Genomic DNA, 23,773 nt, shown 5'->3' on the forward strand with positions numbered 1-23,773 from the left:
TGGCTGAACACAAAAGTGGGCATGTCCCTCCGAGCTATTCAAATGTGGGCATGTCCCTCAGGGTTGGTCGAACCGTGCTGGTCGAACCGTGCTGGTCGAACCGGGAAGGGCCGAGCGCGTCAGCCGAACACCAAGTGCGCCACCGTGAAGATCGCGAGTCCGGCCAACGACCCCACAACAGTGCCGTTGATGCGGATGAACTGCAGGTCCTTGCCGACTTGGAGCTCGATCTTTTGCGACGTTTCCTCGGCGTCCCAGCGGGCCACAGTATCCGTGATGACGCCGGCGATGTCGGAACGGTACGTCTTGACGAGGTACCCGGCTGCATCCCCGATCCAAGCATTGACCTTGCCCGCCAGTTCGTCGTCGCTGACAAGCCGCGAACCGAAGTCCCGTACGGCGCTCTTGAAACGCTGCGTCAACTCGCTGTCGGGATCGTCGACGGCGGTGAGCAGCGCGTTTTTGATGGTGCCCCACGTGCGGGAGGCAAGTTCGCGGACCTCGGGATCACCAAGGATCTGGGTCTTGATGCCTTCGGCCCGTTCAATCATCGCAGGATCGTGCTGAAGATCTTGGGCGAGATCGCCCAAGTATGTGTCAATCGACTGCCGCACCTGATGGTCCGGATCTTGCTGCACCGCCCGGACGAACTTGGCGATCTCGTTATAGACCCTGTGTCCAACGATGTCGTCCACGAAGGACGGAACCCACAGGGGAGAACGGTCGGACACCAGCCGGTTCACCGTGGAGTGGTTCGCTTCCACCCAATCCGCCGCGCGGTCAACCAGCAGGTCGACGAGCTTGTGGTGGTGGCCCTCTGCGAAGATCCGCTCGGCCATCCGTCCCACAGGCGGTCCCCACGGCGGAGTCAGCAAGTGCTTGCGGACCATGCCCTCGATCACTGCCTGGACGTCGTCGTCGTTCAGCACGGTGAACGCTCCGCGGATCAGCGCCGATCCCTCCTTGGCGACCCGCTCGGCGCCCCCCGGAGAAGTGAGCCACGCGCCGGCCTTCCGGGCGAGGTCCACGCTCGCAAGCTTCTCCTGGACCACCTGCTCAGAGAGGAAATTTGTCTCCACGAACTCCCCGAGCGAGGCACCGATCTGGTCCTTGCGCCGGGGGATGATGGCCGTGTGCGGGATTTTGATGCCCATCGGGTACTTGAACAGCGCAGTGACGGCGAACCAGTCGGCCAGCGCTCCCACCATGCCGCCCTCGGCAGCCGCCCGCACATATTCCATCCACGGGTACTGCTTTTGCAAGGCGAAGGCGGCGGTGAAAACTACCGCCATGACGATCAAGAGCGCCAGCGCCACCGACTTCATCCGACGCAGGGCAGCCGCCTTTTCGGCGTCACCGTTTCGTTGCCCGACGCCGGGCGCAACCGTAGAGCTGTTCGCGGCACCTGCGTGCCGGGTGGCCTCCCCGGTCGGGTCACTATTGCTGTCCGTCACCGGGATTTGTTCAGAGTTCACCTGCATGTGCCCAGCGTAGCCCCGTCGCTGTCATGGGCGTGGGCTACCGTATCCCCATGACGAATGACGAGCCCGGTCGCTCAGACCAAAGCATGGAGCAAAACACGCGGCCCATGGTCTACGCCCACCGCGGAGCCAGTGCCGCATTTGCGGAGCACACGCGTGCCGCATACCTGAAGGCAATCGCCGACGGCGCCGACGGCGTCGAGTGCGACGTTCACCTGACCCGGGACCAGCACGTCGTCTTGCTTCACGACGCAAATTTGGACCGTACCTCGGACGGCACCGGTCCCGTGGCTGAGAAGACGCTCGAAGAGCTTCGGCAGCTGGATTTCTCCTCCTGGAAAGGCGCCCGGATTCCGGACCAGTACGGCGCAAAGTCGGACCAGCTCCTGACGCTCCCGGAGTTGCTGGAGATCCTGCGCGGCGCTGGCAGGGAGATCGGTTTGGCCATTGAACTCAAGCATCCCAGCCCGTACCAGCTCAAGCTCGAAGACCGCGTATTGGAACTCCTGGGCGGCGAAGGGTGGAACGCGGAGACCTCCATGCTGGACAACATCCGGATTTCTTTCATGAGCTTCAGCCCGGATTCCATCAAGCACCTCCTCCAGTTCGTTCCGGCGGAACATATTTGCCAACTGGTGGACGACGTCACGGTGGAAGAAGTCCGCGATGAGCTTGGCTTGGGCGTCATCACCGGGGGAGCTGTGGCCAATGTGATGAAGGCTGCCCAGCAGGAAGGCGAACGAATCCTGGATGACTGCGAAGTTGGACTCGCGGGCCCGGGCATCGACTACGTCCGGAAACACGCGCGCACCGTTCAGCGCTGGATGGAATCGGGCCGACGCTTCCGGGTGTGGACCGTTGATTCGGAGAACGATGTTGCCCTGTGCCAAGGCCTGGGCATCCACGAGATCACTACCAACAAGCCGGCGCAGGTCCTTGCGCAGCTTTAGGGCAGCGCAGCTAGGGCAGCGCAGCTTTAGGGCAGCGCAGCTTTAGGGCAACCGCCAGTCAGATGACCGTGTTGCTGAGGGTTCCGATGCCGCCCAGCGTGATGTCCACACGGTCGCCGGGTTGCACTGCCACGAAGGTGTTCGGAGCTCCCGTCATGATGATGTCGCCGGGCTCCAGGGTCAGCCATTCGGTGACGTAGACGAGGCAATCCGTGATGGAGGACGGCAGGTTGAAGGAACCGGAGCTGGCCTTGACCTGGCCGTTGACTGCTACCTCGGTGCTGACGTTGTCCGGGTCCTGGATTTCGGTTTCGATCCACGGCCCCAGCGGCGTGTAGTTGGTGCCGGACTTGCCTTGGAACAATTTTTCGTCGATCTGATTCTGGTCCACGTTGGTGACGTCGTTGACCACCGTGTAGCCGAGGACGTGGCTCAAGGCGTTCTCGGGAGTGAGTTTCTCCGCCCGTTTCCCGATGACCGCGGCGAGTTCGCCCTCTATGTTCACCGTGCCTGCGCCCCGCACGGCCACAATCTCATCGCCGGGTCCCGCAATGCTGTGGACGGACTTGTGCCAAGCCTGGATAGGCAGCACGTGGTTGTTGTTGCCCAGGTTGTGCCCGATTCCGAGCACCACGGAAGGCTTGACTGGGGCGAGGAACACGGCGTCGTCCGCGGAACTGGACCCTCCGGTGAAGGAAAGAACCGCGGCAAAAGGATCTTCGATGTGGTCCCAGTTTCCGTTGCGTAGGACTGCGTGCTGGGGGCCGGAAGGGGTCTGAACTCGGGCGATGCGCATGGAACTCCTCGTTGAATTTCAGGACAGGGCCGGGAAACGGCCACCAAGAGAAATTTACATCATACTGAACTAAGTTCAATACTCTGAACGCGTGGGGTCGCATGCACCATTCGGGGACCTTTCCGTTTATCGCACCCGGCGGGGCTGTGGTTGCATGAATACATGCCTTTTTCGTGGTCCGCCCGGACAGCCCAGACAATCTCCGCGGCGGCCATGAGCGCGCTATTGCTCGCCAGCGCCAGGAAGCACTTCCAGGTGCCTAAGTTCTTCTCGCCGGTGGTTCCGGACTATCTGTGCCGCTACGACCACATAGGCGAGGATGAACCGAAGGCCCACGCAGCCGCACCCAGGAACGGTGCCCTGGCGGTCATGTCCCGGGAGGAATGGATTGCGGTGAGCGGATTGCTCGAGGCGGCTGCCGCCGTCGGGCTCCTGATTCCTGCCACCCGCAAGGCCGCAGCGTGTGGCACTACACTGATGTTCGCCGCGTTCCTGGCCGGCCATGTGGACGCGCTCCGCCGTGCGTACTCTCCTGGTGGAACTGCGTCCGAGCGTCGGATTCATAGCCTGCGTCTGCCTCTGCAGCTTCCCTTGATCCTGTGGGCATGGAGCTTGGCTGGAGCGAAACGGCGCGTATGAAACTCCTTGAATCCCCGGCCGTGAAGGTCGGCCTCTCCATCAGCATCGCAACGGGCCTCTACGGCGTTTCGTTCGGGGCGCTGGCCTCGGCCTCCGGGTTCAATTTCTGGCAGACCATGACGTTCAGCCTGCTCATGTTCAGCGGCGGCTCGCAATTCGCATTCATCGGCGTCGTGGCCGGTGGCGGTTCCGGCATTGCCGCCATGACTGCAGCGGCGCTATTAGGACTGCGTAACGGCATCTACGGGATGCAGATGAACGCGCTGTTGCGCCCCGGCGGCTGGCTCAAGTACCCGCAAGCCCACATCACCATCGACGAATCCACGGCCACCGCGTCGGGCCAAAGCGATCCAGATGAACAACGCCGTGGCTTCTGGACCGCCGGCATCGGCATCTTCGTGCTGTGGAACATTTTCACGGCCGTCGGAGCCTTGGCAGGCGATGCCTTGGGCGACCCCAAGCAATGGGGGCTCGATGGCGCCGCCGTTGCTGCGTTCCTTGGGTTGCTGTGGCCACGACTCAAAGGCCGCGAGCCCTGGGCGATTGCCGCGGCTGCTTCTCTGGCAACCATCATTGCAGTGCCATTAGTTCCTGCGGGCGTGCCCATTTTGGTGGCTGCGGTAGTGGCCGGAGCCATCGGCTGGTTCAGCCACGGACGAAGCGACGAAGGCATGGAGCCCGACGTCGATCCCTACCCGCACGAGCGTTTACGGGCCGACCAGGCGGACCAAGCCAGCAAGCAAAGGAACGCCGAATGAACCTCTGGGTCTGGATCCTCATCGCCTGCGGACTGGCGTACCTCACCAAGCTCTCCGGCTATTTTGTGCCAGCGAAGTTGCTGCGCAGTCCCCGGATGATGCGTGTGGCCGGGACCATGACTATCGGCCTGCTGGCGTCCCTGACCGTGGTCAACGCGGTGGCGTCGGGGCAATCCCTCGCCTTCGACGCCCGGCTTGGTGCCCTGGTTGCAGGAGCCATCGCGCTGTGGCTCCGCGCGCCGTTCCTCGTGGTGGTCATCGTCGGGTCAGCGGCGGCCGCTTGCCTCCGGTTGCTCGGCTGGCACTGACGCCACGCGGCGGTTCTAACGGGCGCTGTGGTACGCGCCGCCGTCGGGCGCTGATTCCTCGAAAGTCATCCCCGGGATGGGAGTTTGAGGCGGCAAGGGTCGGGACGGACGCTCGGTGCGGATGGCGTCCTCAAGCAGGGCGACCGGCCGTTCCCAGGCGCGGGATCCCGGCTCCATGGTGTCCACTGCGCCGATCAGCATGGCAACAAGGCGCACCATGTCCTCGATCGAGATATCCCGCCGCAGCGAACCTTGGCCTTGGCCGCGGACGAGCAGCTCAGCCATCGAATCGATCAATCCACCTGTGATGCCCACCAGGAGCCCCCGACGGCCAGCGACGGCGCCCAGCAGGTTCGCGTCTTCACTGGCAACCTCCACCACGGCGTCGATCACCCGAATGAGCCCGACGGCGGCGTCCATGCCCGCCAGGGCGTCTTCCGCGATCGGGTCCACATTCAGCCTGAGCTGCCGCGAAAGTGCGGCCAGGACGAGTTGTTCTTTGTCAGCGAAGTTGCGAAACAGGGTAGCCGGTCCGACACCTGCGGTGGCGGCGATCGTCTGCAGCGGAACCTCGGGACCCAACTCACGGAAGCACTGGCGTGCTGCTGTGATGATCTTGTCTACGTTACGTGCTGCATCAGCTCTGAGTGGCTTGCGTTCTGAGGGCCGGTCCATGCTGCTCACAGTAGCAACGGAGGGGCTCCCAATAGTTTTGTGACATTCTTGCCCATGAAAGACTGGATTCATGTTGCTTGCCTTCTCAGTTGCCCCGTCCGGCCAGCCCGCTGCTGGCACCGTATCGGTTGATGGCTCGGTGCACGACGCCGTTGCCGAGGCCGTGAAGATCGTCCGCGAATCGGGACTCCCCAACCAGACGGACTCGATGTTCACCACCATCGAGGGCGAGTGGGACGAGGTGTTCGACGTCGTCAAGCGCGCCACCGAGGCGGTCGGCAAATACGGGAACCGGGTTTCCCTGGTGATCAAGGCGGATATCCGTCCTGGGTACACGGGGGAGCTCACAGGCAAAGTGGAGCGGCTGGAAAACGCAATCGCGAAAGGGGAGTAGCCAGTCCTTCCCTCCGCCTTGGCCCGGTGCCAGACTGGGGCCATGTTTGAACACAAGGCCCAGCCTGCCTGGGCGGCCGTCGAGGAATACTTGTCCACCGCCGTCGTTCGGCCCAATGCGGCGCTTAAGCAGGCGCTGCAGTCCGCGATCGACGCCGGGATGCCGCCCATCGAAGTGGCGCCCAACGCGGGCAAGCTGCTCAAGATGCTGGTGCAGATGTCCGGTGCTCGTCGCGTGCTGGAAATCGGCACCTTGGCCGGCTTCAGCACCATTTGGATGGCTCAAGGACTGCCCGACGACGGCCGGCTGGTCACGTGCGAATACCTCCCGAAACACGCCGAGGTGGCCCGTGCGAACGTGGATGCCGCCGGGGTGGGCCACAAGGTGGACATCCGGATTGGACCGGCCTTGGAGACGCTCGCCGCGCTGGCCGAAGATCCCGCACGGGATAAACCGTTCGACTTCGTCTTCATTGACGCGGACAAAGAGAACGATTCCAATTACCTGGATTGGGCCATCCGGCTCGGCAGGCCGGGAACGGTGATCGTGATGGACAACGTCATCTGGGAGGGCGCCATCCTGGATCCTTCCATGGACGAGGTGAATGCTCCGGGAATCGTGGGTGCCTTGGAGATGATGGGCAGCGACCCGCGCCTCGATGCAACGGCTATCCAAACGGTCGGAACCAAAGGCTGGGACGGGTTCGCGATAGCCCGGGTGGCATGAAGCTAGGCTGTGCCCATGGAATTTACCCTCCGTCCAGCCACGGTGGACGATGCCGAGTCCCTGACCCGCATGCATTTGGCCGCTTGGCGTGAAAGTTACCGGCGTCTCCTGCCCGAGGAATTCTTCGCCTTCCGGGAAGCCACTATCAACGCCCGGATCGAGAGGCAGCGGGAGGCTTTGGCGAGTTCCTACCAGCCGATGCTGGCACATGACGTCAACGGCGCTTTGGTGGGTATAGCCTCTGCTGGTCAGTCCCGGGATGAGGACAGGCCCTGCGAGTTGGAACTGCAGATGATCTACACGCTGCGTCGTGTGCACGGTTTGGGGGTGGGGCACGCGTTGGTGGATGCGGTGATCGGCGATGCTGCCGCTTACCTTTGGGTGCTTGAAGACAACCCGCGCGCCCAGGCCTTCTACCGCAAGATCGGGTTCCAAGCCGACGGCACACGCCAGCTCTTGCCGCCTGATTGGCACGAACTGCCGGAGATCCGGATGGTGCGCGCCGCCGTCGGGGGCTGACGGCGCTTGGTGCGCGCCGCCGTCGGGGGCTGACCGCAAAGGCGACTGCGTCAACTAGGGTTGAGGCATGACCGGAAGAGGGCGGCCGTAGTGGCGAAGCGTGGCAAAAGCAGGGGCGCCGGGCAGGTTGCCGGAGTCATCGAGGTGCCGGCCGGCACCCGGCCGGACGGTCCCGTGGAAGGCGTTTACTACATCGACACCGGCGACTGCGAACTGGTTGCCGACCCGGACAACTCCAACGGCTGGCTCCTGAAGATCAACGGGGTCATGAGCTCGCACATTGATGTCGCGGAGCCCTTGTTCCTCGACTTCGAGTACATGCGCTGGATTGCCGCCCTGGTCGAATCCAAGTGGCCACCCGAGTCGAAACCGAAGCTGCGTGCGCTGCATCTCGGCGGCGGAGCGTGCTCCCTGGCGCGGTACTTCCACGCCGCCTACCCGGACGCGCGCCAAGTGGTGGTGGAGCTCGACGGCAAGCTGGCTGAATACGTGCGCGGCTGGTTCGATCTCCCCAAGGCTCCACTGCTTCGAATCCGCGTGGGCGACGCCAGACAGGTCACCGAGAGCCTCACCCCGGACACTCGCGACCTCATCATCCGGGATGTCTTTGCCGGCGCCTTCACCCCAAGGGCGCTCACAACCCGGGAATTCAACGATCATGCACAGAAGGTGCTGGCTCCGGGCGGGCTCTATGTAGTGAATTCCGGAGACGCCCCGGACCTCAAGAACGCCCGCGAGGATGCCGCCACCATCGCGGACACCTTTGCGCACACCATGATCATCGCCGACCCCGCCATGCTCAAGGGGCGCAGATACGGCAACATGATCATGGCTGGCAGCCACGAGCCCTTCGGCGACGATCCCCAACTGGCCCGGAAGCTGCTCGGTGGGGCTGTTCCCGCGCATATCTGGAACGATGCCAAGGTCCGGGCATTCGCCGTCGGAGCCCAGATCCGGCACGACCCCCAGCCAGCCGCCTGACGCTCGCTCACCTTTGAGCCGGTTTCCCGGGGCGCTCGTTCACCTTTGAGGTAAAACAGACGCTTCCTCCTGCAGATGATCTGCAGGAGGGTTCCTCGATTTGGGCTTATATGTGAGCGAGGATCAGTGGCGCGCCAGGAGGAGCTCGCGGTGGGCGGCGGTTTCCTCCTGCAGGGCCTGCACGACGGCGGCAACAGCCGGGCGGCGCATCGAGTCGGGGCGCAGGACCATCCAGTAGGGGAGTAGCTCCGCGAAGTCCGAGGGCAGCAGCCGCACCAGGTCCGGGTGCCTGTCGGCCATGAAGCACGGCAGGAAGCCGATTCCGGCCCCGGCACGTGTCGCTTCCACATGGACGAAGACGTTGGTTGAGCTCAAGCCGTCGCGCATTGAGGGGACCAGCCGGCGAGGGGCGTCGAGATCGTCCACTTGCAGCATGGAATCCACGAAATAGACCAGCTGATGCTGCGTCAGCTCCTCCACAGTTCCAGGAACACCATGGAAAGCCAGGTACTCCCGCGAGGCATACATCCCCAGCATGTACTCGCCCAACAGCAGCGCCTCCGCCCGGTGTACTTGGGGTTCGCCCACCACCACCTCCACGTCCAGGCCGGAACGCTGCTGGAGTGCCCGCCGGGTCACGGTGATGATCTCGACCGTGAGCCCGGGATGCACTCGGCGCAAGCGCGCCACGGCAGGTGCCGCGATGTACGCGCTGAAACCGTCAGTTGCGGTCATGCGTACGACGCCGGCAATGGGGTCCGGCGCGCGGTCTTCCGGTCCCAGTGTGCCCACCGCGGCTTCGATCCGTTCCGCCACGCCCACGGCTTCGGCACCGAGCTCCGTGACTTCCCAGCCTCCTGCCGCCCGCGCGAGGACCCGGCCGCCGAGCGCCTTCTCCAGTGCGGCGATCCTGCGGGAAACCGTGGTGTGGTTCAGACCCAAGGCTTGGGCCGCCGTCGTGAACTTCCCTGAACGTGATACCGCGAGGAGGACCAGAAGGTCGTCTGGATTCGGATGCATATCTGCAATTCTGCACACACTAGGTGCCATTTTGGCCATTGAAGCACCGAAGATGTGCAGCAATACTCATTGGAGCATTTCGTGTTGTGGATCACAGCGCGTGTCAGCGTAGACACTAAGGAGATGGACATGAGCGTAGGACAACGCTCCGCAGGCGCCGGCCGGCCCACAGGCAAGTCAACAGGCGCAACTGGCATCAGCCCGGCAAGCAAAGGCGCAGGACTCAAGAAGATCGTCGCGGCCTCGATGGTGGGCACGGTAGTGGAATGGTACGAATTCTTCCTTTACGCCACCGCCGCAACGCTGGTTTTCGGCAAGTACTTCTTCCCGCCCACCGGCAACGACCTCGACGGCATCATCCAGGCATTCCTGACATACGCTGTTGGCTTCGTGGCCCGGCCCCTGGGTGGCATCGTCTTTGGCCAGATCGGCGACAGGCTCGGCCGCAAACCCACTTTGCAGCTCACCATCGTGATTGTCGGGGTTTCCACCTTCCTCATGGGCTGCCTCCCCGGCTTCGCCGACCTCGGCTACTGGGCGCCGGCCATGCTCGTGGCGCTCCGCTTCATCCAGGGCTTCGCGCTGGGTGGCGAATGGGGTGGCGCGGTGCTGCTGGTGGCAGAACACAGCCCCAACAAGTCGCGTGCCTTCTGGTCAAGCTGGCCGCAGGCCGCCGTTCCCGTCGGCAACCTCCTCGCCACGCTGGTCCTGTTCATCATGTCCACCACGCTTAGCAGCGCAGCTTTCCTCGGCTGGGGCTGGCGTGTGGCCTTCTGGCTCTCCGCCGTGATCGTTTTCGTTGGCTACTACATCCGCACCCACGTGACCGAGGCGCCGATCTTCCTTGAGGCGAAGGCCCTGGTGGAGAAGGAGGAGGCCGTCAGCTACGGCGTCGGCGAAGTCATTCGCAAGTACCCCAAGGGCATCCTGCAGGCCATGGGGCTGCGGTTCGCCGAGAACATCATGTACTACCTCGTAGTGAGCTTCTCCATCGTCTACCTGAAGAGCGTGCATAAATACGACACTTCGTCTTTGTTGCTTGCCCTGCTGATTGCGCATGTCATCCACTTCGTGGTCATCCCGCAGGTCGGCAGGCTGGCGGACAGCTGGGGTCGCAAACCGGTTTACCTGATCGGCGCCATCAGCGGTGCCACGTGGCCGTTCTTCGCCTTCCCCATGTTCGACACCAAGAACCCCGTGGTGATCGTTGCAGCCGTGACCATCGGTCTCTGCCTGCACGCCTTCATGTACGCAGGTCAGCCGGCCATCATGACCGAGCTCTTCCCCACCCGCATGCGCTATTCGGGCGTTTCCCTCGGCTCGCAAGTCACCTCGATCTTCGCCGGTTCGCTGGCCCCGCTGCTGGCGACCCAGTGGCTCAAGGACACCGGATCCTGGCTCCCCACAGCGATCTATTTGGTGGTCGCCTGCGCCATCACCGCCGTCGTCGTCTTGACGCTCAAGGAGACCCGCGGGGTGGCCCTGGAAGACGTTGACAACGCCGACGCGGTCCGCCATGGACTGCCCATCGGTGCCCGCGCATGACCCTGGAAGGCCGCAAGGCCCTGGTCACCGGCGGGGCGAGCGGAATCGGGGCAGCATGTGCCAGGGCCCTTGCCGCGCAGGGCGCGAAAGTTGTGGTGGCCGACGTCGACGCCGCTGGAGCTGCGGCACTCGCCGACACGCTGGGCGGCACCGCTTGGGCTGTCGACTTGCTCGACACTGAGGCGCTGGCCGGACTCAGCCTCGATTGCGACATCCTGGTCAACAACGCCGGCATCCAGAAAGTTGCTCCCATCGAGGAGTTCGAACCGGCAGACTTCCGCCGCATCATGACCCTCATGCTCGAAGCGCCTTTCCTGCTCATCCGGGCCGCACTCCCGCACATGTACGCCAACGGATTCGGCCGGATCATCAACATTTCCTCGGTCCACGGACTGCGTGCGTCGGCGTTCAAGAGCGCGTACGTCTCGGCCAAGCACGGGCTTGAAGGACTCAGCAAAGTGACGGCCCTCGAAGGAGGCCAGCATGGGGTCACGTCCAACTGCATCAACCCCGGGTATGTGCGTACGCCGCTTGTCGAGAAGCAGATCGCGGACCAAGCCCTGCTGCATGGGATCCCCGAATCCGAGGTCCTGGCCAAGGTCATGCTGACGGAATCCGCGGTGAAGCGCCTCGTGGAGCCGGAGGAAGTGGCGTCGCTGGCCGCGTGGTTAGCGTCCGACGACGCCGGTATGGTCACCGGGGCCAGCTACACGATGGACGGGGGCTGGTCCGCCCGCTGACCACCCCTCATGTCGTAGGCTTGTGTCGCACGAGGGGAAGCGAATATGGGTCTCGATCCGGTCAGTCTGAAGGTAGCTCTGGGTGTCGTCGCGTTCACCCTCTGCCTGCTTTTTTTCGGATCGTTCCGCCGGACCCGTTCCGCGTACAGCGGTTGGTGGTGCCTCGCCCTCGTTTTCTTGCTCACGGGGAACATGGCGTACCTGCTCACCGGGACTTCCCAGCAGATCTGGGCCGGTCCACTCGGCAACACTTTGCTGGTGACCGGGGCATTCAGCGTGTGGGCTGGCTCGCGTTCGTTACGGTTGCTCCGGACACCACTATGGCAGCTCCTTGCCGGACCCATCGCCACCGCCGTGGCTGCGGCGCTGGAGAATCCAGCCACGAACGCATGGTCCGGCGGCTTGGTGTATCTGGCCATGATGTCCCTTGGCATGACCTTGGCAACCGTTGAGCTTTGGCGGTTGAAGCCCAGCGCTTCACACGCTCAACGGTCCCTGGCGCTGGCCGCGGGAATCCTGGCCGCATTCTTTTTCTGCCGAGGGGTGGCCTACCTTGTGGAAGGACCCGACGGGCCGGACTTCGGTACCTATCTCAGCCCTGCAGCCACCAGCGTGGTCACCATGGTGCTCCTAGTCACCGTGTCCTTCAGCATGACGGCGCTGAGCAACGAGCAGCTCATTAACGGGCTCAACGAACGCGCCACTCGCGATGGCCTGACGGGGCTCCTCAACCGCACAGCCTTCATGGAGCTGGCCACCCGGGAAATCAACAGGTTGCATTCTGCCGGATCGGTCTCAACCTTGATCCTCGCCGACCTGGACCATTTCAAGGCCCTCAACGACAGCTATGGCCACGCCGCGGGCGATACCGCGATCCAGGCATTCGCCGCCGCTTGCCAGGCTTCGGTCCGCCACACCGACCTCGTCGGGAGGTATGGGGGAGAGGAATTCACCATCCTGCTTCCCGGGGCCGATGTGGAGAGTGCCGAAATCATTGCGAGCGAAATCAGCCGCCGCTTGGCCGTGGCAAAGAGCCCGGACGCAATCCCCTTCCCCACGGTGAGCTATGGCATCGCTCCCAGCACGCTCGCCAATGCCGAAGTGGTCGCCATGATCGCTGCCGCCGACAAGGCCTTGTACCAAGCCAAGTCCCTTGGACGGAACCGCGCGGTCTGCGCGACGTCCTGACCGCCGTCGTGCGTTAACTCCCGCACCGCAGAGCCGATCCCGCAGCGTTCGGGCAAGTTCGCTAAAACAGTCTGCTAAAACGCTTGATCAAAAATGTGACCTCGGTTACGCTTGCAGTGATCAAACGCTTTAGCAGAAATGGACATCAACGCCGATGACTTACCCAGTCTTCTTCCAGCCCGCCGATGGATGGGTTGGAGACGTGATCCCTTTCCAGAAGGATGGGGAGTTTTGGCTCTTCTATCTGCATGAGGTTCGGAACGATCCGAAGCCGGGGACGTCCTGGAACCTCGTGACCACCAAGGACCTCACCCGGTTCGAGGACCATGGAGTGTCGCTGCGCCATGGCGGGGAGGGCGAGGCCGACTTCAATGCGTACACGGGCAGTGTTGTGTGCGACGAGTCCGGAATTCACCACCTGTTCTACACCGGTCAGAATCCTCGGCACCTCGGCTCCGACGGGGCCCCGCTGCAACTCGTCATGCATGCCACGAGCACGGACGGAATGCTGACGTGGGTCAAGCATCCGGAGCTGACCTTCGGCGCCCCGGCCGGCTACGAATCCGCCGACTGGCGAGATCCGTTCGTGTTCAAGGACGAGGCAAGCGGTTTGTGGCGAATGCTGCTCGCGGCACGGCACGCGGACGGTCCGGAGCGCCGGCGCGGAGTGATCGCCCAATGCGTCTCCCCGAACTTGATGGATTGGGAGCACGCAGAGCCGTTCTGGGATCCCCGCCGGTACATCACGCACGAATGCCCGGACGTTTTCGCCTGGGGTGACTGGTGGTACCTGGTCTATTCGGAATTCTCCGAGTCCTTCACCACCCGCTACCGCATGGCGAAAAGTCCCGATGGGCCATGGATCGTGCCGGCTCGGGACAGCGTTGACGGCCGCGCCTTCTATGCATCGAAGACGGCCGAGCGGGATGGCCGCCGGTTCTTCTTCGGCTGGATCGCCAGCAAGGAGGACAACCGCGACGACGGCGCCTGGCAGTGGGCGGGCACGATGTCCGTCCTCGAGGCCCGCCAGAACGACGACGGCACCCTCGCGTTTTCCTTCGCCGACGAACTTGTCGAGAGCTTCTGGGACGACATCCCGCTAACCTTCGGCGACCCCCTTCCGGCGACGCTCCGTGCTCCCGACGGGTATGCGGCCACTGTGTCCGATGAGGTCCTCCCGCGGCAGTTCTACGCCCGGGCGGTGCTGCAAATAGGACCGAATACAAGCGAATGCGGCTTGCTGCTCCGCTCAAGCGCGGACGGAGACGAGTCCTACGTCATCCGCTTGGAACCGAAGCGAGGCCGCATGGTCTTTGACCGATGGCCCCGCGAAATCAACGGCGACGCGCAATGGCACATCTCGGGGGATGTCCCCTTCGAGATCGAGCTGGAACGCCCCTGTGAGCTCGTCCCCGGAGAACACACCCTCGAACTTGTCGTGGACGGGGACCTCTGCGTCGCCGTCGTCGATCGGAAGGTCGCCTTGAGCGCCCGGATCTATGACTTGCCCGCCGGACGGATCGGCGTTTTCGCCGGCGAAGGCAGCGCCACTGTCACTGAACTTGAGATACGTAAGCGCACAGACAACTAAATACCCAGCGCCAAACCTCCGTTCCAATCAAAGGAGATTGTCCCCATGAAGAAACTCTTGCGAACGGCCGCCGTAGCAGCGGTCGCCGCCCTTTCCCTTGCCGCCTGCGGCGGTGGAGGCGCGGGCAGCGCCTCCAACGTCAACCCCACCGGAGACATCAAACCGCGGCAAATCTCGTGGCTTCTGTCCCGGCCGGCCGACGGTGCAGTCATCAACATCATGAAAAAGGTCGCCGACGAATACGCCCAGACCCATCCTGGCTTTTCCCTCAACCTGATCACCACCCCTGACCGGCCCTCGTACATCCAGAAGTACGAAACCCTCGCCGCTGCAAACAAGCTTCCTGAGCTGTTCGACACGGATGCCACGCCTTTCGCTCAGCAACTCGCCAAGCAAGGCAAGATGGTCGACGCCGAGAAGCTGCTGAAAGACCTTGGCGTCTACGACACCTACCGGACGAACGCGCTGAATTACCAGCGCTTCGACGACGGATCCCTCTACATGATCCCGTTCCAGTTCGAATTGGAGTACTTCTGGTACAACAAGGCCCTTTTCCAGCAGGCTGGAGTTTCCGTGCCAAAGTCACTCGACGACATCCCCGCGATGTGCACGGCCCTGCGCAAGGCCGGCATCACGCCCCTCGCTCTTGACGGCCAGGACCAGTGGCCCCTTGAACGCTACGTCTCCTACCAGCCCTTCCGTGACGCCGGACCCGACTTCGTGCAGAAACTCAAGAAGGGTGACGCGAAGTTCAGCGACGCCACCGGCCAGAAGACCGTCAACTGGATAAGCCAGCTCGGAACGGCCGGTTGCTTCCAGGACGGATTCTCGTCGCAGGGTTACTCTGACGCCCAGAACCTGTTCACCTCCGGGAAGGCAGCGATGTACAACATTGGCACCTGGGAACTGCCGAGCCTCGCGACGGACAAGCTGAATCCCGCAGTGCGTAACGACGTCGACTACTTCACGCTTCCGGCCACGCCAAGTTCCGCGACGGCCGCCAACGAGTACGTGGCAACCTCCGGGATCGGCATGGCGGTCAACTCAAAGACCTTTGACCCGCTGGTGAGCGACTTCCTGAAGTTCGCCCTCGCCAAGTACCCCTCGGAGTACGCGGCGACGGGCGCCCTCTCGCCGACGACGAACGTGCAGACGACGATTCCCGCCAACGCCACGCCACTGTACAAGAAGGCAATCGACCAGGCGAAGGATCTCGGATCGAAGCTCGCGATGCCTTGGGACACCCAGCTTGATCCGACCACCAACAGCAGGCTGCAACAAGAGCTCGTGCTTTTGGCGCAGGGCAATGTCAAGCCTGCCGAGTTCACCAGCACGATGGATAGCACCATCGCACAGAACGCTCCCAAGTTCTTCAAATAACACGCAGCGGTGGGGGGCCCAGGCCCCCCACCCGAAAGGCACTCCCATGCTTCCCAATCGATCACGACTCTCGGTCCTGGTCTTCCTGCTACCGCCGCTGCTTCTCTACGGCGTCGCGGTGCTGTTCCCGATATTGCAATCGCTGTTCCTCAGCTTCTTCTCCTGGAACGGCATCAGTGACATGGAGTTCGTGGGCTTCGCAAACTACGTACACATGCTCACTGGCGACGGCGTGTTCTGGCGTTCCTTCTTCAACGCCCTCGGCTACCTCGCCATCTGCCTCGTCCTCCAATTGGGCGGTGCGTTGTTCGTCGCCAGCCTCCTGACCTCGCTGCGAAGAGGCCGCGAGCTCGTCAAAACCCTGTACCTCTTGCCTGCGGTGATCTCGACGGTGGCCATCGCCTTCCTCTTCGTCCGTATCTACTCGATTGATCCGGTGGGCCTACTCAACCAAGTCCTCGGCTGGATCGGTCTCGGCAGCCTTGAACGCCCTTGGCTTTCGGACGTCAACACTGTGCTTGCGGCAGTTTCAGCCCCCGAGGGCTGGCGGTTCACGGGCCTCTATATGCTCATCATCTACGCCGCGCTGCTCGCAGTCCCGCAGGAACTTGAAGAGGCGGCACGCCTGGATGGCGCCAACCGATGGCAGCTGTTCACCAAGATCAGGTTCCCCCACATCCGGCCCGTGTGGATCACCACCACGATCATGGCCACAACCTACGGCCTGCGCGGATTCGATATCCCCTACCTCATGACCAACGGCGGCCCGGGCCAGTCCTCGGAGCTCCTGACGACCTACATGTACAAAACCGCATTCACCAGCACGGACTTCGGTTACGCCAGCACCATTTCGGTGTTCATCGTCATTGAGTGCCTCGTCGCCGTCGGATTCATCTTGCTTATGCTCAAACGAAAGGCTGACGCATGACCGCGCAAACAGCCCCGGTTACCCGGCCGATCCCTGCCCCGCCAAGCAGCCCGGCTATGCGGCGTCGGCGTCGTAAGCCAAACGTTTTCCGAAGCTTGTCGAGGGTGCTGATTGTCCTCATCGTCATCGTGCAGGTCTACCCCCTCGCCTGGCTGTTCCTCACGAGCCTTCGCAACGAGCACGACTTCGCCACAGGCGATCCCTTCGCGCTCCCGAGCTCCATCAGTTTCGACAACTACGCCCGCGCATTCCAGACCGGCAACCTCGGCCAGAACATCCTGAACAGTTTCGTCGTCACGATGGGTGCCAACCTCCTGATCGTCCTGCTGGGAATGATGGCGGCGTATGCGCTGCAGGTCCTCGGATTCCGGTTCAGCAAATTCGTCCGGGGCCTCTTCCTGATCGGCATCATCGTGCCGGTGCAGATCGCGCTGGTGCCGCTGTTCATCGACTACTCGTCGATCAACCTCCTGGACACCTACCAATCGATGATCATTCCCTTGGCGGGCTTCGCCCTTCCCATGTCCATTTACCTCTTCTCGTCATTCTTCGAGTACATTCCGAGGGAGACCTACGAGGCAGCCTCGCTGGACGGCGCCGGCCCATACCGGATCTTCGGGCYGATCACCCTCCCACTCTCGACCAACACCGTAGTGACCGTGGTGCTGGTGAACAGCATCTTCATCTGGAACGACTTCATCTTCGCGAACACGTTCGTGCTCTCCGAAGGACTCAAAACCATCCCGCTGGGGCTGCAGAACTATATCGGAGCAATGGGCAAGGTCGACTGGACTGCAACGTTTGCGGCCGTCTGCATCACCATCACTCCCTTGCTCCTGGTCTTCCTCGTCCTCAACAAGGCGATGATCCAGGGCCTCGAGAGCGGGGCCACGAAAGGGTGAGGAACGTGGCCACTGGATAGACTGTGAGGGGAGGGCCAATGACGTCTGAAGAAAGCTTTACAGAACCCGAGGTTAACCCCTCGCATCCACCGGCGACTCCGAGGACGAGTCATCCGGTCACGATGCGGGAAGTGGCCGAAGGGGCTGGAGTATCCGTTGCGACGGTTTCCCTCGTCGTCAACAACAAGAAGGACGCAAGGATCGGCGCCGGGACCCGCAAGCGCGTGCTGGACACCATCCGCGAGCTGGGCTACCGCCCCAACGCTCTCGCCAAGAACTTGGTGAGTGGCAGTTCACGGTTCATTGGCCTCGTCGCCGACGCGATCGCGACGACTCCCTTCGCAGGGCAGATCATCCACGGCGCCCAGGACGAGGCTTGGAAGCACGGATTCGTCCTCTTGGTCGCCAATACCGAGGGCAACGAGCCCGCGGAGAAGGACGCTATCTCGATGATGCTTGAGCACAAGGTTCGCGGCATCCTGTACTCCACCTGGTTCCACCGCCCGGCTGAGATCCCCACCGCGTTGCACGAGACGGACTTCGTGCTGGTCAACTGCTTCTCCCCGGACTCCGATGCCCTGGCCGTGGTCCCGGATGAAGTCCACGGCGGACGGGAGGCCACCGACATCCTTGTGCGCAAGGGTCACCGGCGGATCGCCTTCATCAACGCCACTATCCCGGCCCCGGCCAAGGACGGACGGCTCCAGGGCTACCGGGAAGCACTTGAATCTGCAGGGATCGCGTTTGACCCTTACCTCGTTTTCGACGCGTTTCCTGACCAGGAAGGCGGATACGGAGCCGTCGAGGAACTCCTCAAACGGGACGTCACGGCGGTCTTCTGCTACAACGACCGTATGGCCATGGGGCTCTACGACGGACTGAAGCAACAGGGACTCTCGATTCCCGAAGACATGGCAGTCGTCGGGTTCGATAACCAGGAAGTCATCGCCGCCCACATGCGGCCGCCGCTCTCCACTGTCGCGCTGCCGCACTACGAGCTCGGCGCTGCTGGCGTGCGACTGCTCCTCGGCGTCGACGAACCTGCCGGTGGCAACGTGGTCAAAATTGAGTGCCCGCCGGTGGAACGCGACTCCGTCGGAACGAATATTCTGACGGGCCCGCAGCTGCGGTGGAGCTCAACTACCTGAGCCTTCCTCACTATCCGGATGGTGCTCGGCCTCGTCCACTGCAGAGTGCTCAATGTAGGACTCCACGGCTGACTCCGGGACGCGGTATGACCGCCCGAATCGCACCGCGTGGATGGCATGCGAGTTCACCAGCCGGTATACGGTCATTCTGGACACCCGCAAGGCCTCGGCAACCTCGGCGATTGTCATGAATCGGTTGGCTGGAATGCCGGCGGCGGACATGTTCACCACGGCCTCCTCAACTGGCGGTAGTCGTAGTAGACCACCGGCCCACCTCTTGGGACGACGGTTCGCAAGCCAATCGACGAGCCGTTGATGACGGCTACAACCCCTTCCTGGCAGCCGTTGAAGGGATCGTCACCGGCCAGGTAGTCGCCCACCTTGAAAGGGGAGGCAGTCGTTTTGGCCTGCTCGGTTGCCCGGGAAAATACCTGGCGTAGCCGCGCGGCCAGCGTGCGGACACGCCGCACCCGCATGTTAACGATGTACCTCGATGTGGGATCAAACATCAGAACCACTCCCTTGCAATCGCGATGTGCCTAGGGTAGGCGACTGCCACACACCGCGCATGAGTGACTTTCACCCGTTATGCCCCACGGGCCACTCACGTCCCTTAACCAACTACTCGGACAGGGAGCCCAACCCGAGCAAGTGGTTATTCGAGTAGTCCGGCAAAAGACGGGTAGGAGCTACGCAAGTCAGCCCGGGCGAACGGTCCTTAGGCTCATCTGGAGCTTCACGAAGGGGAAGGTACGGCCGTGGGTCGCGCAAAGGTCAGGGAAGTGGGCGGGGAACAATGAAACGGGCGGCAAAAGCGGGAATCGTCGTCGCAGGCGTGGTCGCGGTCGGATTGGCGGGGGCGATTACCCTCAACGCCACGCAGACAGCATCACACTCAAGTGCCGGCGCCCCGCCGTCGGTCACTGCCAGCTCGGCTCCCTCTGCTTCGGGCGCCACCAAGGCGCCATCCGCGACGCCGAGTGCCACCACCTCGACGCCGGCCGCGAATGCGTCTCCGAGCACTGCGTCTTCAAGCCAGGCCGGAGCGTCCGCCCCCGCGGTCAGCTCCAAGCCCGACGCACCGGTTGCGCCTGTGCCAGTGCCAGTAGCGCCGGCTCCTGCGGCACCGGCTCCCGGGGCACCGGCTCCGGGAACGCAGGGCCTCGACGCGGCGGCGGTCCAACGTGTCGAGGACAGCTGCACCGCCCGGCTGCAAAGCGACGCTGCCCATTCCGGAGTAGTGACCGGAACGGTGGTGCCCCGGCCGTACATCATTGTCTCGATTGCCTTCTCCGGGACCCCGGTGCGGTCAACCGCGGCCTCAGGCTTGGCCTCGTACGACGTCCTCATGAAGATCACCACCAAGCTCGTTGATGGTCCTACCCAGGACGGAGTGCGTGTTTGCCGCGTCTTTGACTCAGATTCGCACGTGGATTGGCTTCCGGCCGGCTGATTCTGCAATTGCCGCTGGAGGTTCCGTGAGCTGGGACGCTAGGACTTGGTGCCAGTGAGCGCCAAGGTTCCGCCGAGCCCGATCATCATGACCCCGCCCGTCGCACCCAAAGTGGAAATCCGTCGTGGTGAGCGCGCAAACCAGAGGCGAGCGGTGCCCGCGGCAAGGGCCCACATGCTGTCGGAGACCAGGGCGATCACCAGGAAAACAGCCCCCAGCTCGGCGAGTTGAAGTGGAATGCTGCCGCCGGAGTATTCCACGAACTGCGGCAACACCGCTACGAAGAACACGATCGATTTCGGGTTGCTCGCACCCACGATGAAACCTTCGCGGATCAGTCGCCACATCGACCGCGACGGCGCCGGACCGGCCGCCGTCGAACGCCCGCCGCGGTGCCGGATCGCCTGCACGCCTAGATAGACCAGATAGGCCGCGCCCGCGAACTTGATGACCGTGAACAGCGCGATCGACTGCGCCAGCACGGCACCGAGCCCCAACGCCACCGCGGTAATCTGCGGAACCATTCCCAAGGCGTTTCCGAGCACGCTCAGGAGTCCGCCTTTGCGGCCGAGGGCGAGGGAACGTCCAATGACGAAAAGCACGCTGGGACCAGGGACTGCAATGAGGACCAGCGAGGCCAGGGCAAACGCCAGGAGATTGGTGAACGGAACCATGCTTGATGATAGCCCTGGCCTGCGGTGACGATCGACGCTTCGGTGGCGACCGCCGTCGTTATGCCCGTAGCGGTAGTCGCGCTAGGAGCGCTGGGTGACCACCGGCATCGAGGCCGTCTCGTCAACGAGGTCGGCCCGAACGCGCCCGCCGCCGCGGACCCACAGCTTGTAGGCCAGGACCAGCAGTCCAAGCCATACGGCACCCACGTACAACGCCACCCGAGTGTCCTCGAAGACGCCAAGGATGACGATCACCAGGGCCATGAAGGCGATGGTCAGCACGGAAGCGGCGGGCCACCATGGCGATGCGAATTCCGACGCCGGCAGGCCCTTGCGCTTGATCTCCCGTTTCATGGCCACGTGCGAGGCCAGGATCATGACCCACACCCACACGGTCGCGAAAGTGGCGATGGAGGCGATCACCAGGAACACGTCCTCGGGGATTACGGCGTTGAGCACCACGCCCACCAGCAGGATCCCGCCCATGAGGACAACGGTCATCCAGGGAACTCCATGACGGGAGATCTTGCCGAAGCTCTTGGGTGCGTGACCTTGCTGGGACAGCCCGAAGAGGATGCGTCCGGCGCCGAAGATGTCGCTGTTGATCGCGGACAGCGCCGACGTGATCACCACGGCGTTGAGGATGTGCGGCGCCGCAGGAATGCCGAGGCCGCTGAAGATCTGCACAAACGGGCTGCCGTTGTTCCCGATTTCGTTCCAGGGGAACAGGCTCATCAGCACGCCCAACGTGAGTACGTAGAACAGCAGCACGCGCACGGGGACGGTGTTCACGGCCTGCGGGATGACCTTTTTGGGGTCTGCGGCCTCGCCTGCGGTGATACCGATCGTTTCGATCCCGCCAAAGGCAAACATGACGACGGCGAACGAGGCCAGGAGCCCCTCGAATCCGTTCGGGAACAGGCCGCCGTGGTCAACGAGGTTCCCCAGCCCCGGTGCCGCACCGCCGTCGCCCGTATGGAAGCCGAACACGATGATCGCCGCACCGCCCGCAATCATGGCGATGATCGCCACCACCTTGATGAGCGAGAACCAGAACTCGAGCTCCCCGAAGACCTTGACGCTTAGGAGGTTCATGGCGCCAAGGAGCAGGATGATCGCCAGGACCCAGATCCAGCGGTCCACTTGCGGGAACCAGAAGCCCATATAGATACTGAACGCTGTCACGTCCGCGATCGCCACGATGGCCATTTCGAAAACGTAGGTCCATCCGGTGATGAACCCTGCCAGCGGTCCGAGGTAGCGGCTGGCGTACTGGCCGAATGAGCCGGAGACGGGGTGGCGGACAGCCATTTCGCCGAGGGCGCGCATCACCATGAAGACGGCGGCGCCACCGATGATGTATGCGAAGAGAACCGCCGGGCCCGCCTTTTGGATGGCAGACGCTGAGCCGTAGAAGAGGCCTGTTCCGATGGCCGAACCAAGGGCCATGAAACGGATGTGGCGGACATTGAGGCCGCGGCTGAGAACGGTGGTTACCGCGCCTTCGACGGCTTTGGCCGCCGTTGTCCTGACGGCTGTTGGTGCTTGCTGCATACGAATACCTTCTCGTCATTGGGAGGGGGACTGTTAACCAGCAGACCATTTCGGAATGGGCTGTGATGGGACTCACGGCGCATCGCTGTCTCGGTTCTCAGACGCTGTGCAAATGCGCGGCCTGCGCTGGCTGATGGCTAGTCCAATAAGCTGACAAAGGTCTGGTATTCCAGACAGCTTAATGTTCTGATGGGCTTTCGGAGCCCTCCCTTGGGGCGCACGCTTAAGTACGGGATCCCGGACACCTCCCTCACGGCCTTTGTGGCGGAAGGGCGTGCCGGGGATTACCGCGCACTCGAAGAGGAGCCATGACCATACAGCCGTCCACCCAGGGCCGGGCCGCTTCCAAGGTCCCCGCCGCCGAGAACACCCTGCGCATCCTGAAGTTGCTTGCTTCCCGGCGCGGCCCGATGGCCGCGTCCAACATTGCTACCGCCCTGGGCCTGCCCCGGTCCAGCGTCTACCACCTGCTTGGTGTTATGGAAGCCAATGGCTTCGTCCTGCACCTTCATGAGGAACAGCGCTACGGACTGGGCATCAGCGCGTTCGAACTCAGCTCGGCCTACTCGCGGCAAGAGCCTTTGTCCCGGCTTGGCCGCCCCATGCTGGCCGCCCTCGTGGATGCGATCGGCGAGAGCGCGCACTTGGCCGTGCTGCATGGACGAGATGTGCTTTACATCGTGGAAGAGCGGGCCAAGAACCGCCCGTCCCTGGTGACCGACGTCGGGGTGCGGCTTCCGAGCCACCTCACCGCTAGCGGGCGCGCCATCCTGGCCGCCCTGCCGAAATCGCAGGTGAGGGCCCTCTATCCGAATGCTGCCGCCTTCACGGCCCGGCACGAGATGGAATCACCCATCATGAAGTACTCGGCCTTGTCCTCGCACTTGGACCAGGTCCGGCAGCGCGGCTACGCCACTGAACATGGCGAAGTCACGCCAGGCTTCGGCTCGGTGGCCGCCGCCGTCACCGACCATTTGGGATGGCCGACAGCGGCTGTGGCCGTGACATTCCTCGAAGACCGGGTCCCGGTTGAGGAATGGCCGGCCCTGGCCGCCCGCATCCAGAAGACAGCAGACGAGCTCTCAGTGCGCATCCACGGACGGCCCGGGCAATAGGCGTTCCCACCCCGTCCCCAGCCCCTCCAGTTGAGTCTGTAATCCCGGACAGTACCCTCCAATAAGCCGTTCCAAGACGGTTGCGGAGGGGCTCTACTGGATACAGAAGGACTTACACCTAGCAATCCCTCCAGAGACGAAGGAGTCATCATGGCACCCGCCGATTTCACTACCGGAGCGCGTCCGGTCAAAGCTGCCCGGGGTACGGAGCTGACCGCGAAGAGCTGGCAGACCGAGGCGCCGTTGCGCATGTTGATGAACAACCTGGACCCGGAGGTCGCGGAGCGTCCGGATGACCTGGTCGTGTA

The 23,773-nt window shown here is 63.2% G+C and carries 27 protein-coding genes; 18 read left to right on the top strand and 9 right to left on the bottom strand.

Translation table 11 applies throughout. The annotated features are described in order from the left end of the window. Positions 1–119 precede the first annotated feature (119 nt). Entirely contained in the window at positions 120–1,325 is a 1,206-nt protein-coding gene (locus AC1DLO_RS20155; protein WP_476891564.1) for a DUF445 domain-containing protein, read from the bottom strand. 206 nt (positions 1,326–1,531) lie between these two features. Here AC1DLO_RS20155 and AC1DLO_RS20160 point away from each other — a divergent pair, with 206 nt between their 5' ends. Further along, positions 1,532–2,431 (top strand): glycerophosphodiester phosphodiesterase, encoded by a 900-nt coding sequence (locus tag AC1DLO_RS20160; RefSeq protein WP_476914583.1) that lies wholly within the window; start codon positions 1,532–1,534, stop codon positions 2,429–2,431. Between the two features lie 58 nt (positions 2,432–2,489). Here AC1DLO_RS20160 and AC1DLO_RS20165 read toward each other — a convergent pair whose 3' ends face one another. Then, on the bottom strand, positions 2,490–3,227 hold the full coding sequence (locus AC1DLO_RS20165; protein ID WP_476891547.1) for a fumarylacetoacetate hydrolase family protein: 738 nt from the start codon (positions 3,225–3,227) through the stop codon (positions 2,490–2,492). Between the two features lie 162 nt (positions 3,228–3,389). Here AC1DLO_RS20165 and AC1DLO_RS20170 point away from each other — a divergent pair, with 162 nt between their 5' ends. The 3 genes from AC1DLO_RS20170 to AC1DLO_RS20180 are packed head-to-tail and all read left to right on the top strand — an operon-like array spanning position 3,390 to position 4,932. After that, the gene (locus tag AC1DLO_RS20170) at positions 3,390–3,866 is read left to right on the top strand and encodes a DoxX family protein (RefSeq protein ID WP_476891548.1); all 477 of its coding nucleotides are present in this window, start codon (positions 3,390–3,392) and stop codon (positions 3,864–3,866) included. After that, on the top strand, positions 3,863–4,624 hold the full coding sequence (locus AC1DLO_RS20175; protein ID WP_476891549.1) for an AzlC family ABC transporter permease: 762 nt from the start codon (positions 3,863–3,865) through the stop codon (positions 4,622–4,624). The genes AC1DLO_RS20170 and AC1DLO_RS20175 overlap by 4 nt, the downstream gene beginning before the upstream one ends. After that, the gene (locus AC1DLO_RS20180) at positions 4,621–4,932 is read left to right on the top strand and encodes an AzlD domain-containing protein (protein WP_184740813.1); all 312 of its coding nucleotides are present in this window, start codon (positions 4,621–4,623) and stop codon (positions 4,930–4,932) included. Before AC1DLO_RS20175 ends, AC1DLO_RS20180 begins: the two co-directional genes overlap by 4 nt. Positions 4,933–4,947: 15 nt before the next feature. Here AC1DLO_RS20180 and AC1DLO_RS20185 read toward each other — a convergent pair whose 3' ends face one another. Next, the gene (locus tag AC1DLO_RS20185) at positions 4,948–5,607 is read right to left on the bottom strand and encodes a TetR/AcrR family transcriptional regulator (protein ID WP_184740814.1); all 660 of its coding nucleotides are present in this window, start codon (positions 5,605–5,607) and stop codon (positions 4,948–4,950) included. Between the two features lie 70 nt (positions 5,608–5,677). On the opposite strand from AC1DLO_RS20185, the gene AC1DLO_RS20190 reads away from it, so the two are divergent. From AC1DLO_RS20190 to AC1DLO_RS20205, 4 genes are all read left to right on the top strand, one after another. After that, entirely contained in the window at positions 5,678–6,001 is a 324-nt protein-coding gene (locus AC1DLO_RS20190) for a thiamine-binding protein (RefSeq protein ID WP_184740815.1), read from the top strand. 42 nt (positions 6,002–6,043) lie between these two features. After that, positions 6,044–6,727, top strand: a complete 684-nt coding sequence (locus AC1DLO_RS20195; RefSeq protein ID WP_476891550.1) for an O-methyltransferase — start codon at positions 6,044–6,046, stop codon at positions 6,725–6,727. Positions 6,728–6,742: 15 nt separating this feature from the next. Next, positions 6,743–7,246, top strand: coding sequence for an N-acetyltransferase family protein (locus AC1DLO_RS20200; protein WP_476891551.1), 504 nt, complete (start codon positions 6,743–6,745; stop codon positions 7,244–7,246). Between the two features lie 90 nt (positions 7,247–7,336). Further along, on the top strand, positions 7,337–8,227 hold the full coding sequence (locus AC1DLO_RS20205; RefSeq protein ID WP_476891552.1) for a spermidine synthase: 891 nt from the start codon (positions 7,337–7,339) through the stop codon (positions 8,225–8,227). 123 nt (positions 8,228–8,350) lie between these two features. On the opposite strand, the gene AC1DLO_RS20210 is transcribed toward AC1DLO_RS20205, so the two are convergent. Then, entirely contained in the window at positions 8,351–9,247 is an 897-nt protein-coding gene (locus tag AC1DLO_RS20210) for a LysR family transcriptional regulator (RefSeq protein WP_476891553.1), read from the bottom strand. Between the two features lie 129 nt (positions 9,248–9,376). Between AC1DLO_RS20210 and AC1DLO_RS20215 the strand changes: the two genes are divergently transcribed. From AC1DLO_RS20215 to AC1DLO_RS20250, 8 genes are all read left to right on the top strand, one after another. Next, positions 9,377–10,792 carry an MFS transporter gene (locus AC1DLO_RS20215; RefSeq protein ID WP_476891554.1) on the top strand — a complete coding sequence of 472 codons (1,416 nt, stop codon included), beginning with the start codon at positions 9,377–9,379 and terminating at the stop codon, positions 10,790–10,792. Further along, positions 10,789–11,532, top strand: a complete 744-nt coding sequence (locus AC1DLO_RS20220) for a 3-hydroxybutyrate dehydrogenase (protein ID WP_476891555.1) — start codon at positions 10,789–10,791, stop codon at positions 11,530–11,532. Before AC1DLO_RS20215 ends, AC1DLO_RS20220 begins: the two co-directional genes overlap by 4 nt. 45 nt (positions 11,533–11,577) lie before the next feature. Further along, positions 11,578–12,720, top strand: a complete 1,143-nt coding sequence (locus AC1DLO_RS20225; protein WP_476891556.1) for a GGDEF domain-containing protein — start codon at positions 11,578–11,580, stop codon at positions 12,718–12,720. Positions 12,721–12,874: 154 nt separating this feature from the next. Next, positions 12,875–14,311 (top strand): glycoside hydrolase, encoded by a 1,437-nt coding sequence (locus AC1DLO_RS20230; RefSeq protein WP_476891557.1) that lies wholly within the window; start codon positions 12,875–12,877, stop codon positions 14,309–14,311. Positions 14,312–14,356: 45 nt separating this feature from the next. Further along, positions 14,357–15,691, top strand: coding sequence for an ABC transporter substrate-binding protein (locus AC1DLO_RS20235; protein WP_184740823.1), 1,335 nt, complete (start codon positions 14,357–14,359; stop codon positions 15,689–15,691). Positions 15,692–15,737: 46 nt separating this feature from the next. Beyond that, positions 15,738–16,619, top strand: a complete 882-nt coding sequence (locus tag AC1DLO_RS20240) for a carbohydrate ABC transporter permease (protein WP_184740824.1) — start codon at positions 15,738–15,740, stop codon at positions 16,617–16,619. Further along, entirely contained in the window at positions 16,616–17,521 is a 906-nt protein-coding gene (locus tag AC1DLO_RS20245) for a carbohydrate ABC transporter permease (protein WP_476914584.1), read from the top strand. Before AC1DLO_RS20240 ends, AC1DLO_RS20245 begins: the two co-directional genes overlap by 4 nt. 38 nt (positions 17,522–17,559) lie before the next feature. After that, positions 17,560–18,669: a LacI family DNA-binding transcriptional regulator gene (locus AC1DLO_RS20250; RefSeq protein WP_476891559.1), complete on the top strand. Its 1,110-nt coding sequence runs from the start codon at positions 17,560–17,562 to the stop codon at positions 18,667–18,669. On the opposite strand, the gene AC1DLO_RS20255 is transcribed toward AC1DLO_RS20250, so the two are convergent. The 5 genes from AC1DLO_RS20255 to AC1DLO_RS20275 form a co-directional block, all read right to left on the bottom strand. Further along, complete coding sequence (locus AC1DLO_RS20255; protein ID WP_476891565.1) at positions 18,658–18,891, bottom strand: helix-turn-helix domain-containing protein; 234 nt, start codon at positions 18,889–18,891, stop codon at positions 18,658–18,660. The two genes, AC1DLO_RS20250 and AC1DLO_RS20255, sit on opposite strands and share 12 nt — an antisense overlap. Before the next feature lie 2 nt (positions 18,892–18,893). Further along, positions 18,894–19,178, bottom strand: coding sequence for a hypothetical protein (locus AC1DLO_RS20260; protein ID WP_476891560.1), 285 nt, complete (start codon positions 19,176–19,178; stop codon positions 18,894–18,896). 265 nt (positions 19,179–19,443) lie between these two features. Beyond that, the gene (locus tag AC1DLO_RS20265; protein WP_476891561.1) at positions 19,444–20,019 is read right to left on the bottom strand and encodes a hypothetical protein; all 576 of its coding nucleotides are present in this window, start codon (positions 20,017–20,019) and stop codon (positions 19,444–19,446) included. A 141-nt stretch (positions 20,020–20,160) separates the two neighbouring features. After that, positions 20,161–20,796 carry a LysE family translocator gene (locus tag AC1DLO_RS20270; protein WP_476891562.1) on the bottom strand — a complete coding sequence of 212 codons (636 nt, stop codon included), beginning with the start codon at positions 20,794–20,796 and terminating at the stop codon, positions 20,161–20,163. Between the two features lie 81 nt (positions 20,797–20,877). Further along, entirely contained in the window at positions 20,878–22,350 is a 1,473-nt protein-coding gene (locus AC1DLO_RS20275) for an amino acid permease (RefSeq protein ID WP_476891563.1), read from the bottom strand. 308 nt (positions 22,351–22,658) lie between these two features. Between AC1DLO_RS20275 and AC1DLO_RS20280 the strand changes: the two genes are divergently transcribed. Both AC1DLO_RS20280 and AC1DLO_RS20285 read left to right on the top strand, forming a co-directional pair. Then, positions 22,659–23,465, top strand: coding sequence for an IclR family transcriptional regulator (locus AC1DLO_RS20280; RefSeq protein ID WP_184740831.1), 807 nt, complete (start codon positions 22,659–22,661; stop codon positions 23,463–23,465). 150 nt (positions 23,466–23,615) lie between these two features. Continuing rightward, positions 23,616–23,773 (top strand): hypothetical protein (locus AC1DLO_RS20285; RefSeq protein WP_476891566.1); only part of this gene is annotated, 158 nt, incomplete at its 3' end.

This window comes from Arthrobacter sp. 01T419, from assembly GCF_056398865.1.